This is a genomic window from Janthinobacterium sp. 75 (genome assembly GCF_004365495.1).
Lineage (GTDB): Bacteria > Pseudomonadota > Gammaproteobacteria > Burkholderiales > Burkholderiaceae_D > Janthinobacterium.
Window position 1 is genome coordinate 3,866,824 of record NZ_SORD01000001.1, and the last position, 12,839, is coordinate 3,879,662.

General features: G+C 68.9%; 9 protein-coding genes. All 9 read right to left on the bottom strand.

What is annotated here, in order from left to right; translation table 11 throughout:
• Window positions 1-9 precede the first annotated feature (9 nt).
• The 9 genes from C8C89_RS17660 to wecB are packed head-to-tail and all read right to left on the bottom strand — an operon-like array spanning window position 10 to window position 12,835.
• Window positions 10-2,442: a glycosyltransferase gene (locus C8C89_RS17660; protein WP_133991413.1), complete on the bottom strand. Its 2,433-nt coding sequence runs from the start codon at window positions 2,440-2,442 to the stop codon at window positions 10-12.
• Window positions 2,439-3,659 carry a TIGR04063 family PEP-CTERM/XrtA system glycosyltransferase gene (locus tag C8C89_RS17665; RefSeq protein ID WP_133991415.1) on the bottom strand — a complete coding sequence of 407 codons (1,221 nt, stop codon included), beginning with the start codon at window positions 3,657-3,659 and terminating at the stop codon, window positions 2,439-2,441. Before C8C89_RS17665 ends, C8C89_RS17660 begins: the two co-directional genes overlap by 4 nt.
• A 3-nt stretch (window positions 3,660-3,662) precedes the next feature.
• Complete coding sequence (locus tag C8C89_RS17670; RefSeq protein WP_243858065.1) at window positions 3,663-5,624, bottom strand: XrtA/PEP-CTERM system amidotransferase; 1,962 nt, start codon at window positions 5,622-5,624, stop codon at window positions 3,663-3,665.
• Window positions 5,599-6,837 (bottom strand): TIGR03088 family PEP-CTERM/XrtA system glycosyltransferase, encoded by a 1,239-nt coding sequence (locus tag C8C89_RS17675; RefSeq protein WP_133991417.1) that lies wholly within the window; start codon window positions 6,835-6,837, stop codon window positions 5,599-5,601. The genes C8C89_RS17670 and C8C89_RS17675 overlap by 26 nt, the downstream gene beginning before the upstream one ends.
• Entirely contained in the window at window positions 6,827-8,434 is a 1,608-nt protein-coding gene (gene xrtA, locus C8C89_RS17680) for an exosortase A (RefSeq protein WP_133991419.1), read from the bottom strand. Before xrtA ends, C8C89_RS17675 begins: the two co-directional genes overlap by 11 nt.
• Window positions 8,431-9,720 carry a TIGR03087 family PEP-CTERM/XrtA system glycosyltransferase gene (locus C8C89_RS17685; protein WP_133991421.1) on the bottom strand — a complete coding sequence of 430 codons (1,290 nt, stop codon included), beginning with the start codon at window positions 9,718-9,720 and terminating at the stop codon, window positions 8,431-8,433. Before C8C89_RS17685 ends, xrtA begins: the two co-directional genes overlap by 4 nt.
• Window positions 9,721-9,735: 15 nt before the next feature.
• Window positions 9,736-10,827 carry a FemAB family XrtA/PEP-CTERM system-associated protein gene (locus C8C89_RS17690; protein WP_133993480.1) on the bottom strand — a complete coding sequence of 364 codons (1,092 nt, stop codon included), beginning with the start codon at window positions 10,825-10,827 and terminating at the stop codon, window positions 9,736-9,738.
• Window positions 10,827-11,678 (bottom strand): XrtA system polysaccharide deacetylase, encoded by an 852-nt coding sequence (locus tag C8C89_RS17695; RefSeq protein ID WP_133991423.1) that lies wholly within the window; start codon window positions 11,676-11,678, stop codon window positions 10,827-10,829. Before C8C89_RS17695 ends, C8C89_RS17690 begins: the two co-directional genes overlap by 1 nt.
• Window positions 11,675-12,835 carry a UDP-N-acetylglucosamine 2-epimerase (non-hydrolyzing) gene (wecB, locus tag C8C89_RS17700; protein ID WP_133991425.1) on the bottom strand — a complete coding sequence of 387 codons (1,161 nt, stop codon included), beginning with the start codon at window positions 12,833-12,835 and terminating at the stop codon, window positions 11,675-11,677. Before wecB ends, C8C89_RS17695 begins: the two co-directional genes overlap by 4 nt.
• Window positions 12,836-12,839: the final 4 nt, after the last annotated feature.

Below are 12,839 nucleotides of genomic sequence, written 5' to 3' on the forward strand. Positions count from 1 at the left end.
GCCGCCGGCCTACGCCACCTCGCTCACCACATAGCGGTACTTGCCCGACGCCTCGGCCGCGATCTCGTCGACTTCCTCGATGGCGATGTCCACTTGCGCGCCCAGCCTGGCCTGGAAACCGCTCACGATGGCGCTGCGCGTGGCGTCATCCAGGCGCGCCACGCAGACCAGCAGCACGCGCGTGCGCAGCAGGCTTTCCTGGATGATTTTAAAACTTTGCACTTGCGGCAGTTCGCGCACGATGTAGACGAGGGCCAGGCCGTGCATGACGGTGCCATCGACGGCCGTGATGAAATCCGTGCTGCGGCCTTCGATCTTTTGCAGCAGGGGCAAGCCGCGTCCGCAGGCGCACGGTTGCGTGCCCAGCGCGCCCACGTCGCCCGTGGCGTAGCGGATAAAGGGATAGTCCTGCGTGGCCAAATGGGTGACGACGATTTCGCCCGTGGCCCCTGGCGGCAGCGGCTGGCCGTTGCCATCAATGATTTCCACGATGATGTCTTCGGCCGTGATGTGCATGCCGCCGTCCGGGCATTCGTGCGCGATGAAACCCGCGTCGCGCCCGCCGTAGCCGTTGGCCACAGGGCAGCCGAAGGCGGCGGCGATCTGCGCGCGCTGCTCGTCATACAGGCGTTCGGCCGTGACGAACGCCACTTTCACGCCCAGGCCGTCGAGCGGCAGCGCGCGCGCGCCGGCGTGGCTGGCGATGCGGCACAGGGCGGACGGGTAGCCGAACAGCATGCGCGGACGCCATCGGCGCAGCTGCCGCACGTAGCCATCGAGGCGCGCGGGCGACATGGCAAACGCGGGCAGCAGGGTGCTGCGCAGCAGCGCATCGCGCAGGCGGCGCAGGCGGTCTTGCGCCTGCAGCTCGATGGGCGAACCCCACAACACGGCTTCGCGGTCGCCGATATCGACGCCCCACCAGCGCGTGGCGCGCCACTTGGCGGCGATGTCGTGGCTGATCCGGCACCGTCCCAGGAAAAACTGCAGCGGTTCACCGCTGGAGCCGCCCGTGGCAAACGGGCGCAAGCCCACGGCGCGGGCGGACTTGAAGCTGTCGCGCGCACTCGCAATGTCAACCTTGCGCAGCAGTGGCAAACGAGACAAATCGGCCAGTTTCCGTACCTGTTCCGGGTCGAAGCCGCTGCTGGAAAACAGCGCGCGGTAGTAGGGCACGTGCTCGCCGGCGTGGCGCAGCAGCGCGCGCAGGCGCGCCAGCTGCCACTCCTGCAGCTGCTGGGCGCTCCACCACTGCGAGCGTTCCAGGCGGCGCAGCAGGCGTACGCTGTGGTGGCCCTTGAGCCATTCATGCAGGGGAAATAGCCAGCGGGCGACGCAGCGCGTGTAGGCACCCGGGCGCGGCGCTGCACGGATGCGGCGGTAATGCGCGGCCAGGCAGGGCGCGATGCCGGGCCAGCCGAAAGTGGCGGCGTGCGCCAGGCCCGCGTCTGCCAGCGCCTGTGCGCGCCGCGGGTCGCGCAGCAGCGCCACGATGGCCTGCGCCATGGCGGCCGGATCGCCGGGCGGCACCAGCAGCGCCGTCACGCCGTCCTGTAGCAGGGAGGGGATGCCGCCCACATTGGTGCTGACGACCGGCACGCCGCAGGCCAGCGCTTCGAGCACGGAAATGGGCATGTTGTCGGCCAGGCTGGGGTTGAGGACGATGTCGCTGGCCTGGTACAGCGCAGGCATGGCGGCGTTGTCGACAGGTCCGGCGAAGCGCACGGAGTCCAGAACGCCGAGCGACCTGGCCAGGCACGCCAGAGCAGCGCGCTGCGGCCCGCCGCCTGCCAGCACAAGGCGCGCCCTGGGAAAGGCCAGTCGCACGAGGGCAAAGGCGCGCACGGCGCTGGCGTTGTCGTACAGCTGCTCCAGGTGGCGCGCCACGAGGATGCACGGATCTTCGGCGCGCGTGCGCGGCGGCGCCGGCGTAAAGCGCTGCAAGTCCACCACGTTCGGCACGATGTGGGCCGTGTGACCATACTGCTCGAAGATGCCGGCCAGGTAGGCCGAGGGCACGACGATGGCGCTGACGCGGCGCAGGCTGAACGCCACCAGGCGCGGCGAACGGGCAAAAAAGGCGGCCGCTTCGCCGCCCCGGTAATTGAGCAGGGTCGGCTTGCCTTTCAGGCTGGCGATCCATAATGCCGGTGCCGCATGCAGATGCCAGGACCAGCCGGAATTGGCCATGATGTGGAACAGGTCGACCGTACTGGCCGTGCGCCACAGGCGCCACAGGTACACGGGCAGGAGCAGCGCCGCGCGCAGGTAGCGGATACGCGCCAGCCAGGGTGGTAGTGCGGGGCCGTTGACGGCCAGCAGCTGCACATGCGCGCCATTCTCGCGCAGCAGCCGCGCCAGCTGCTGCGTTTGATTGGCCATGCCGCCGGCCGGTGGCGGCAGCGGGCCGACCAGGGCGATGCGCAAGCCCGTAAAGATCATGGCATCGCTCCCGCCGTTCCCGCCGCCGCCACGCGCGCATACACGGGCGCATAGCGGCCCACGCTGGCGTCCCAGCTGCGCTCCGTCTCGACGAAAGTGCGCGCCTGGCGCCGCAGCGCCGGCCAGCTGGCGGGCGCCAGCAGCAGGTTCAATATTGCCTGCGCCAGCGCCTCGGCGTCGCCGGCGCGAAACAGCATGCCCGTCTTGCCGTGTTCTACCAGTTCGCGGTGGCCGCCCACGTCGGACGCCACCACGAGACGGCCCAGGGCCATCGCTTCGAGCGGCTTCAAGGGCGTCACCAGTTCCGTCAGGCGCATGGGCAGGCGCGGATATACGCAGATGTCGACCAACTGATAATAAGAGGCCACCTGCGCATGCGGCACTCTGCCCGCGAAGACCACGGCGTGGTCTATGCCCAATTGCGCCGCCAGCGCGCGCAGCGCCGTTTCCTGCGGGCCGCCGCCGGCCAGCAGCAGCCGCAGCGCAGGCTGCGCTGTCAGCAGGCGCGGCATGGCGCGCAGCAGCAGCGCCAGTCCCTCGTAGGCATAGAAAGAGCCGATGAAGCCGATGACAGGACAGCCATCCAGACCCAGACTGCGCACCAGCGCGGGATCGGCGACGGCATCGAAGGCCACCGCGTCGACGGCGTTCGGGATGACCGTGATTTTATGCGCGGGCACGCCACGCGCGCACAGTTCACGCCGCAAGCCGTCGCAGATGGTGGTGACGGCGTCGGCGCGTCGCAGCGCATAACTTTCCAGTGCGCGCGTGAGCCGGTAGCGCAAGCCGCCGGGCCGGCTGCTGCCATGGTCGGCGGCCGCATCTTCCCAGAAGGCGCGCACCTCATACACGACGGGGATGCCCAGCGCGCGTCCTGCGTTAAGGGCAGCGATAGCGTTCAGGGCCGGCGAATGCGCATGCAGGATGTCCGGCCTGGCTTGCCGCGCCAGCTGGCGCAGGCGCACGGCCAGGCCGATGATGACGGCCACCTGATGCAGCACGGGCAGGCGCGCCCACCACCGTGCATTCGGCGCCGTGCGATAGAAATGCCAGCCGTCGACCAGCTGCTGCGCGCTGTCGGACGGCCCCTGCTTGGCACTCGTGAGGTGCGTCGTGTGCCAGCCCAGCGCGCGCTGCTGCCGCAGGATGGCCAGAGTGCGAAACGTGTAGCCGCTGTGCAAGGGCAGCGAGTGGTCGAGGATATGCAGGATGCGCATGGATTAGCCTGGGACGGTGGCTGCTACCGGGACGGCTGGGGTCTGACCCGACGGGTCAGACCCCGTTGCAACCTGGCGCAGGAACGCCTCGAACATCAGCAGCGCCCACAGGGGCGCGCTGTAGTCGCGCCGCCCGCTCGCATGCTGCTCGAGCAGCTGGCGCACGTAGTCCATGTCGAACAGCCCGCACTGCGCCAGGGTGGGACCCAGCAGGCGCTGTTGCAGGCGCTGGCGCAGCGGGCCGCGAAGCCAGTCGGCCAGCGGGATCGAAAAACCCATCTTCTGGCGGTACAGCAGCGCGTCTGGCAGCAGCGGGCGCAAGGCTTTTTTCAGCAGGTATTTGCCTACGCCGCACCGCAGCTTGAACTGCGGCGGCAAGCCGGACATCCACGCCACCAGTTCATGGTCGAGCAGGGGCGAACGCACTTCCAGCGCATGCGCCATGCTGGCCCGGTCCACCTTGGTCAGGATGTCGCCGGGCAGGTAAGTTTTCAAGTCGAGATACTGCAGCTGCGCCAGCGGATCTTGCGCAGGGCTGGCCAGCGCGTGCCGGCGCAGTACTTCCACGGCGCGGTAGCCGTGCAGGCTGCGCCGCAGCTCGGCACTGAACAAACGCGCGCGCATGGCGTCGCCCAGCAGGCTGACGCCGTGAAAATACGCGTCCGTCGTGTCGCGCGCCAGGCCCTCGAAAGTGGACTTGGCGCGCAGGAAGCGGGGCGCCCAATCGGCCTTCGGGTACAGCCGCCCCAGGGTACCGAACAGCGACTGGCGCAGGCCGGCCGGCAGCAAGGGAGCCATCGCCTTGCGCACTTTTTCCTCGCGCGTGTGCAGGCGGTAGCGCCGATAGCCGGCCAGGCTTTCATCGCCGCCGTCGCCCGACAGGGCCACCGTGACGCGCTGGCGCGCCAGCTGGCAGACGCGGTAGGTGGGCATGGAGGAACTGTCGGCGAACGGTTCGTCGTACAGCCTGGCCAGCAGGTCGATCAGCTCGAAGTCGTCCTGCTCCACCTGGCGCGCATGATGCGCCGTGGCGTAGCGGCGCGCCACCAGGTCGGCATAGTGCGCCTCGTTGTACGCCGGGTCGCCGAACGAGATGGAGAAGGTGTTGACGGGCGTGGCGCTCGCGCCGGCCATCAGCGCCACGACGGCGCTGGAATCGACGCCGCCCGACAAAAAGGCCCCCAGCGGCACTTCGGCCACCATGCGGATGTGCACCGCTTCACGCAGGCGCGCCAGCAGTTCGTCGGCAGCCTGCGCCTCGCTGACGGGCGGATTCGGCGTAAATGGAATGTCCCAGTACGATTGCGGCGCGGGCAGCGGCTGGCCCGCGCGGAGGGAGAGGGTATGGCCGGGTGGCAGCTTGCGCGCGTGCTGGAAGATGCTGCGCGGCTCGGGCACGTAGCCGTAGGCGAAATACTCTTCCACGGCCAGCGGGTCGAGCGCGCGTGGCATGGCCGGATGCGCGAGCAGGGCTTTCAGTTCGGAGCCGAACAGCAGGGTGCCGTCCTGCGCCTCGCCGTAATACAGGGGCTTCACGCCCAGGCGGTCGCGCGCCAGGAACAGCAGATGGCGGCGGCGGTCCCACAGGGCGAAGGCGAACATGCCGCGCAGGCGCTGCACGCATTGCTCGCCCCATTGTTCCCAGGCGTGGACGATGACTTCCGTGTCGCTGCTGGTGCGAAACTGGTGGCCAAACTGGCGCAATTCGGCCATCAGGCTGCGGTAATTATAGATTTCGCCATTGAAGACAATGGCGATGCTGCGGTCGGCGTTGAACAGCGGCTGCTGGCCGCTGGCCAGGTCGATCACGGACAATCGCCGGTGCGCAAGGCCCAGTCCCGGCTCGCGGTGCAGCCCCCCTTCGTCCGGCCCACGGTGGCGCAGGCTGTGGTTCATTCGCGCCAGCAGCAGCACGTCGATGTCGCGCTGGCCCTGCAAGTCAAAGATGCCGCTGATGCCGCACATGGGAGGCCTTTAAGGGAGTGGTGGACAGGGGAGAGGGCTGGCGCGCGCCGGTCAGGCGGTCGTACACGGCCAGGTAGGCGCCGGCCATGGCCGGCAGGCTGTGCTCGGCCAGCACCTGGCGCCGCCCGCGTGCACCGTGGCGCGGGCCCAGTTCGGGCATGCTGTAGTAGTCGAGCATGGCGTCGGCCAGCATCTCGGGCGAACCGGGCGGTACCAGGGTGCCGCTCCAGCCCGACTGCAACAGTTCCGCGTTGCCGCCCACCTGGGTGGCGACGATGGGCAGACCCGTTGCCATCGCTTCGAGGATGGTGTTCGAGCTGCCTTCGGCCAGCGAGGGCAGGACGAACAGATCCATGGCGCGCAGCAGTTGCGCCACGTCGTCGCGCGCGCCGGGCAGCCAGGCAAGATGGGCCACGCCGGCCTGCTGCAGCAGGGCCATGCATGTTTGGCGGCACGGTCCGTCGCCGGCGATGATCAGGCGCAGGCGCGCGTGGGCGCCCGGTTGCGCCAGGAGCAGCAAGAACGCTTGCACCAGCGATGCATGGTCCTTGACGGCCGCCATGCGGCCCACGCTGCCGATGACGAAGGCGCCGTTGCACAGGAAACCGGGCGGGCCCACGGCGGCGGGCGGCCCCAGGCGTGGATGGAATTGCACGCTGTCGACGCCATTGCCGATGTGCGACACCTGCGTGGGAACCGCGCCGATGGTCTCTACCAGCCATTGCCCCAGGTCGGCGCTGACGGCAATGAAGTGCTGCACCAGTGGCAACATGCATTTGCGCAGCAGCCGGTATTTGCGGCGCGTGCCGTACAAGTCGCTCATGTCGCGCCCGTGTTCGCCATGCACGCGCAGGCGCACGCCGGCCAGGCAGGCCAGCAGCTGCGCATCGAGGCAGCCCAGGTTGCGCGTATGCACGAGTGCCGGGCGCAGCTGTTTCAGAACGCGGTACAGCCGCAGGTAGTGGCGCCAGTCCTTGCCCTCGCGCTTGTCCAGGCTGATGACATCGACACCCGGCGTGGTCAGGCGCTGGCGAAACGCGGTGGCGTTCTTCAGGCAGACGATGGTGTGCCGGTAGCGTTCAGGCGGCAGATGGTTGATCAGGTTGACCAGGCCGTTTTCCAGCCCGCCCACGTCGAGCTGGTGGATCACGTGCACGATCAGGGGGGCGGCGCCGGCCACGTGGGTGCCGCCGGTATCGAGGTCAGGGGCCATGCGGCAGCTCCTGCAAGCGTCGTTCGATGACGGGCATTGCTGCCCGCAGGAAGGCTTGCAGGCGTGCGCGCGGTGGCGGCGCCAGCTCGTCGTAGGCGGCAGAGACGATGATGTCGGCGCCATCCTGTCGCCTGCCCAGCAGCTTGGCTTGCGCCAGCAGCAGTTTCACCAGCACGGGCCGGGCCGTGACGACGCCGCCCTGGCGGTAGACGCGCCACACCAGCAGCCGTTCGCCGCCGTGCCCCAGCACGCTTTCGCGCACGGCCAGGGCGCCGCTGGCCAGGGTGACGTCTTGCACGCGCTGCGCCAGGGGCGTCCAGCGCGCGCCGTATGGCGAGGATAGGTGCGTCAGCAGTTCGGCATCGCGCGCCTGGCGCGCATACCAGTGCAGTTGCAGCCCCACCGGCGCGCCATCGCCGTCCTGGCGCGCATACGTGGCGGCAAACCGCGCGGGCGCGCCCGCATACGGCGCCTGCCAGATCGGCCCGCCCGACGCCGCGTCGTGCAGGCGCCGCCAGGCAGGCGGGTCGGGTAAGGCCAGCACAACGGGGGAACCGGGCGCCTTGGTGCCGTCGTGGCGGTGGCTGGCCAGGGCCAGCACCGGCCACAGCGCCGCCAGCAGCAGGCAGGCCACGCTCGCGCGGATGGTGGCGCGCTTGTCGGGCACGCCCGCACCAGGGTACACGGGCAGGGTGGGGGGGCGGGCGGCGCGCGCTGGCGGCAATTCGCGCCAGCGCGCGGCCAGCCAGAACAGCAGCAGCACCACCACGCCGAAAAACAGCCAGCCATAGATCAGGTGGTCGACGCCCACGGCCAGGCGCATATTGCTCAGGTGACCCAGCATCACGATCAGGTAGGCGCGCACGCCATTGGCGAGGATGGGTACGAGCAGGGCGGCGGCCATGACGGCCAGGCGCCGCCCCATGCTGTGAAAGTGCACATGGGCGTACAGGGCGCCCAGGGCCAGCGCGGCGATCAGGTAACGCAAGCCGCTGCAGGCCTCCACCACCGACCAGTTACCGGTGGGTAGCGAAAAATGGCTGCCATCGCGAAACACGGGCACGCCCGTCCATTGCAGCGCGGTGACGGTGAAGGCGGCCGTGAAGTCGATCAGGGGATCGAGGAAGACTTCGCCAAACGGCACGGCGAGAAACAGGTACGCCAGCGGAAAGGCCAGCAGGCGCACGGCCGGCCAGCCGAGGATGGCCAGCACGCAGGCGGGCAGCATGGCCGTGGCCGCATATTGTTCCACCACGGGCACGTTGGCGGCATCGGCCAGCAGCCAGGCCAGGCCCAGCGTCCCCAGCAGCGGCAAGCCTTGCCGTGACGGCTGGGGCACCAGCGCAGCCAGGCGGGTGCGCTGGCGCCAGGCCAGCCAGCAACTGATGGGAACGATCAGGAAACCGTGCGCGAAGGTCTGCGAGCGCGACCACAATTCCACCATCGACCAGAAAGTGGCGTGGTACAGCAGCACGATGGCGGCCAGGGCCAGCGGCAGGGCAGCCAGGGCGGCCTGGCGCCGGCCCTGGCCATGATGCCCATGCGGCAGGACGGCCGCGTCCGGCACGGGGGCGACCTGGTCGAGTTGCAAACTCATGTAGATGGTACCCCCACGGGCGGCGTCGGCGCGGCGTCGGTGCTGGCTCCGGCTGCGGCCTCGGCAGGCAGGCCCAGCATGGCGCCCAGGCTGCGCAGATTGCGTTCCCAGTCGTAATCCTGCAAGACCAGCTGGCGCGCCGCCGCGCCGATGGCCGCGCCGCTCCCTTCGGCCGTGCCGCCATGGGCGTTGCGCAGCACGCGCGCGGCATGGTGGATGAATTCGGCGTCGTCGCGCGCCAGCAGCAGTTCCAGGCCCGGCTGGGCGGCGATACCTTCCAGTGCCTGCTGCGTGGCCAGCACGATCTTGCCCATCGCCATCGCTTCCAGCACCTTGTTCTGCACGCCCCGGGCGATGCGCAGGGGCGCCACGGCCACCGCCGCGCCGGCCAGATAGGGCCGGATGTCGGGCACCTTGCCCGTCACCACCACGCCGGCCACCCTGGCCAGCGCCGTCACGGCGGGCACGGGCGCGCTGCCGACGATATAGAACTGCAACTGGGGAAACTGGCGCCGCAGCGCGGGCCAGACGTGGCGCACGAACCATTGCACGGCGTCGATGTTCGGCCAGTAATCCATGGCGCCCGTAAACACCAGCGCCTGCACGCCGGGTGGATACACGCCGGGCTGGGCCGGCGTGGGCGCGAAATACGCCGTGTCGACGCCATTATTGACATGGCCCGTCTTGCGCCGCGCCATCGGCGCGCACTGGCGGAACAGGGCCGCTTCGGCCGGCGAGACGAAGCTGGCGGCCGTGAACTGCTGGGCGATATGGCGCTCGTATTGCAGCAGCAGCTGTGCTTCGCGCCGGTACAGCAGCGACATGGGCCAGGGCTTGCTGTCGCCGTACTGCCGCCATTTATCGGAATCGACATCGACGAAATCGATCACGCGGTGCAGGGCGCGACCCGCGCTGCCGTCGATGTATTGCGCCATGGGTCCGGAAAAGGCCAGCGCGTGTTGCACATTGCCGCCCGATAGCAGGCCATCGACCCATTGCCGCAGGCGCGCATCGCGGTAGTAATGCACGCTCATGGCTTGCCGCGACAGTAGCGCCTGCATGGCGCGCCAGCGGGCCGCGCCGCGCCGCAAGCCTATGAAGCGCGTGCTGGCGCACAGGGCGGCCACGGTCTTCGCATGCTGCCAGTCGTCGTCATCGTCGATGAAACAGCCCAGGTGCACGCGGAAATGCCGGCTCAGGTACTGCAGCATGTGCCACGAGCGTATCTTGTCGCCCTTGTTGGGCGGATACGGCAGGCGGTGGGCGAGGAATAGAAGTTCGCGCATAGTGTATCCAGTTGCTTAGCCCAGCTGCCGCACGATGTGCGGCCCCAGCAGATTGGCCAGTGGTAGCGGCAGGTGGCGCCAGGCGCGAATGAACAGTGCGTACCTGGGATTGAGCGGGTTCACTTCCGGCAAGGCCGTGGCACGCACGAGCTGGTAGGCGTATGGCAAGGGCTGCGGCGTAAAGCCCCAGTTCTTCTTGAAGTCGTATGCACCCGTACCCAGCTTGCTGCGGCCGAAATCGAACAGGTGGCAGCCGCGTTCGCAGGCGCGGCGCATCGTTTCCCAGTACATGAAGTCGTTGGCACCCGTGCTGCGCGCCAGCGGCGTGCCGCCGCCGTAATAAGGCAGCACTTCATCGCGGAAATAGAAAAGCAGCACACTGGCCTGCGCCTGCTGGCCGTGATACACGGTGAGGATGTCGCAATCGGTGCCGAAGACCGTGCGCAGCAGGGCAAAATGGCGGCGCGCGAAGACGGGCGTGCCCAGCCGGTGCACGCTGGCCGCGTAGATCGGGTAGAAATGACGGAGGTCATGCTCGATGCTGCTGTGCAGACCGGCCGACATGGCCTTGCGCACGACGGCGCGCTGCTTGCGCGGTATCGCCAGCAGATTCTGTTCGGCATCAGCGCGCAGGGGGCGGCGGAAGGTGGCGTACAGGGGTTTCTGCTGCCAGCATGCATCGGCGCTTTCCGGCGCATTTTCCTCCACCTCGCGCCAGCGGTATTCCAGGTGCCCCACGCCGTGACGCCGCGCCAGCGCCTGCGCCGCGTCGTCGAGGGCCAGCCGCACGGCCGGGCTGCCGCCGGCGATGCCGCCGTACACGCAAAACGGCAGCGAGACGAGGGACGTGCCGAACAAGCGGCTGCGCACATGGGCCAGCGGCAGCACGCCGGCGATGCGCCCATCCTGTTCCGCGTACAGGAAATGACTGTCGTGCCCGAAGCCTTGCTCCATGATGGTTTTCCAGCCTGCCCGGTGAAAGAAGGTGGCGTCGGGACAGGCGTCGACAAAGGCATCCCAGCGCGCATGCTCATGCGCCTGCAGCGAGCGCACGGCAATGGCAGCGCTGGACGGCGCCGGGTCGGGAGGACGGCTGGCTTCGTGCATCATGTGCTTTCCAGAAAAATACGGTCCATGCGGTCCCAGGCGAAGTCGCCCGTCAGGCGCGCCAGCCGCGCTTCCATGCGCCCCAGGTTCAGGTAGTGGCGAAAGCGCGTCCTCGCGCTCAGGCCGGGTGGGCGCGGCTGGCCGGGATCGAGTTCCCAGGGATGAAAATAGAATATGCCAGCTTGCCCGTCGCGCGAATTGATGCGTCGCAAAAGCCAGCGCGACAGTCCATACGGCATCAGGCGAAAATAGCCGCCGCCGCCGGCCGGTACGTTGCGCCCGTGCAGGCGCACGGTGCTGACAGGCAATTCCAGCACGCCTTGCGGCCCCCGCGGACGCCAGGCGAAGCGGGGAGCATCTGGCATGCCGTAGTGGTCGTGGCGGATCGGGTAGATGCTGGAACTGTAGCGGTAGCCCGCTTCCAGCAGCACGTCGAAGGCCCACAGATTGGCCGCGCCGATGGAAAAGCTGGGCGCCCGGTAGCCGACCACGGCCAGCCCCGTCACTTGTTCCAGGATGGTCTTGCTGCGGCGTACATCGTCGGCGAACTGCGCGGCCGACTGCTCGCAGGCGCGCAGGTGCGCATAGCCGTGGCTGGCCACTTCATGCCCGGCGGCGGCCACGCGGCGCAGCATGGCCGGGTAGCGCTCGGCGATCCAGCCTAATGTAAAAAAGGTGGCGTGGATGCGGCGCTCTTCCAGCAGCAGCAGGATGCGCTCGATATTCGCCTCGACCCGGCATTCCAGGTGCGGCCAGTCGGCGCGCGCGATATGTGGCGCGAAGGCGGACACCTGGAAATAATCTTCCACGTCAATGGTCAGGGCGTTGCGTAGTATGGCTGGCGGCGTCATGGCGCTCCCCGGCGCGCCGCCAGCCAGGGCGCGATGACGGCGGCGATGCGCGTGGCCGCGTGGCCATCCCACAGGGGGGGGATGCGGCCACGCTTGCCGCCCGTCTCCAGGATGGCGCGTGCCAGCGCCAGGATCGCGGCCGGGTCCGTGCCGGCCAGGGTGTTCGTGCCATCGCTGACCGTGACGGGCCGCTCCGTACTGGCGCGCAAGGTCAGACAGGGAACGCCCAGGGCCGTGCTTTCTTCCTGGATGCCGCCCGAATCGGTCAGCACCAGGCGCGCGCCCTGCATCAGGCCCAGCATTTCCAGGTAGCCCAACGGCGGCAGGCAGACGATGGCTTGCCGCGCCAGCAACGCTTCCATGCCCGCCAGGCGCAAGCTGGCCCGGGTGCGCGGGTGGATGGGAAACAGCAGCGGCAGCTGTCGCGCCAGTTGCCCCAGCGCCCGCAGCAGTGCTTCCAGCCGCACTGCGTCATCCACGTTCGATGGCCGGTGCAGGGTCAACAGGCCATACGCGGGCGGGCAGGCGTGGCCGTGGGCGCGCAGGGTGGTGGCGGGCTTGACTGCGCGCGGCAGTTGCTGCCGCAGGCTGTCGATCATGACGTTGCCCGTGAAGTGGATGCGTTCGGGGGCGATGCCTTCGCGCAGCAGGTTGGCGCGCGCGCCTTCCTCGCTGGTCAGCAGCAAGTCGGACAACTGGTCCGTCAGCACGCGGTTGATTTCCTCGGGCATGTGCCGGTCACCGCTGCGCAAGCCCGCCTCCACATGGATCACGGGCGTGCCGCGCTTGGCCGCCACCAGCGCGCACGCCAAGGTGGAATTGACGTCGCCCACCACCAGCACCGCGTCGGGCGCCAGCGGCGGAGGGGCGTCGAGCACGGCATCGAAGCGGCGCATGATCTCGGCCGTCTGCTGCGCGTGATTGCCGGAGCCGACGTCGAGGGCGATGTCGGGCGCGCGCATGCCCAGGTCGGCAAACAGCTGTCCGTTCATGGCCATGTCGTAATGTTGGCCAGTATGCAACAAGGTCACGCGCACGGCAGGCGCCTGGCGCGCCAGGGCGGCCAGGATGGGCGCCATTTTCGTGAGATTGGGGCGCGCGGCCACCACGCACAGCAGGTGCGCGGGCGCGCCGGATGAAAGGGCAGGGTCGGACATGCTG

What these genes read in the sequence shown, in the direction of transcription:
- C8C89_RS17695 (WP_133991423.1), bottom strand. Translation starts at nt 11,678, where the DNA reads ATGACGCCGCCAGCCATACTACGCAACGCCCTGACCATTGACGTGGAA.
- C8C89_RS17685 (WP_133991421.1), bottom strand. Translation starts at nt 9,720, where the DNA reads ATGCGCGAACTTCTATTCCTCGCCCACCGCCTGCCGTATCCGCCCAAC.
- wecB (WP_133991425.1), bottom strand. Translation starts at nt 12,835, where the DNA reads ATGTCCGACCCTGCCCTTTCATCCGGCGCGCCCGCGCACCTGCTGTGC.
- C8C89_RS17690 (WP_133993480.1), bottom strand. Translation starts at nt 10,827, where the DNA reads ATGCACGAAGCCAGCCGTCCTCCCGACCCGGCGCCGTCCAGCGCTGCC.
- xrtA (WP_133991419.1), bottom strand. Translation starts at nt 8,434, where the DNA reads ATGAGTTTGCAACTCGACCAGGTCGCCCCCGTGCCGGACGCGGCCGTC.
- C8C89_RS17675 (WP_133991417.1), bottom strand. Translation starts at nt 6,837, where the DNA reads ATGGCCCCTGACCTCGATACCGGCGGCACCCACGTGGCCGGCGCCGCC.
- C8C89_RS17670 (WP_243858065.1), bottom strand. Translation starts at nt 5,624, where the DNA reads ATGTGCGGCATCAGCGGCATCTTTGACTTGCAGGGCCAGCGCGACATC.
- C8C89_RS17660 (WP_133991413.1), bottom strand. Translation starts at nt 2,442, where the DNA reads ATGATCTTTACGGGCTTGCGCATCGCCCTGGTCGGCCCGCTGCCGCCA.
- C8C89_RS17665 (WP_133991415.1), bottom strand. Translation starts at nt 3,659, where the DNA reads ATGCGCATCCTGCATATCCTCGACCACTCGCTGCCCTTGCACAGCGGC.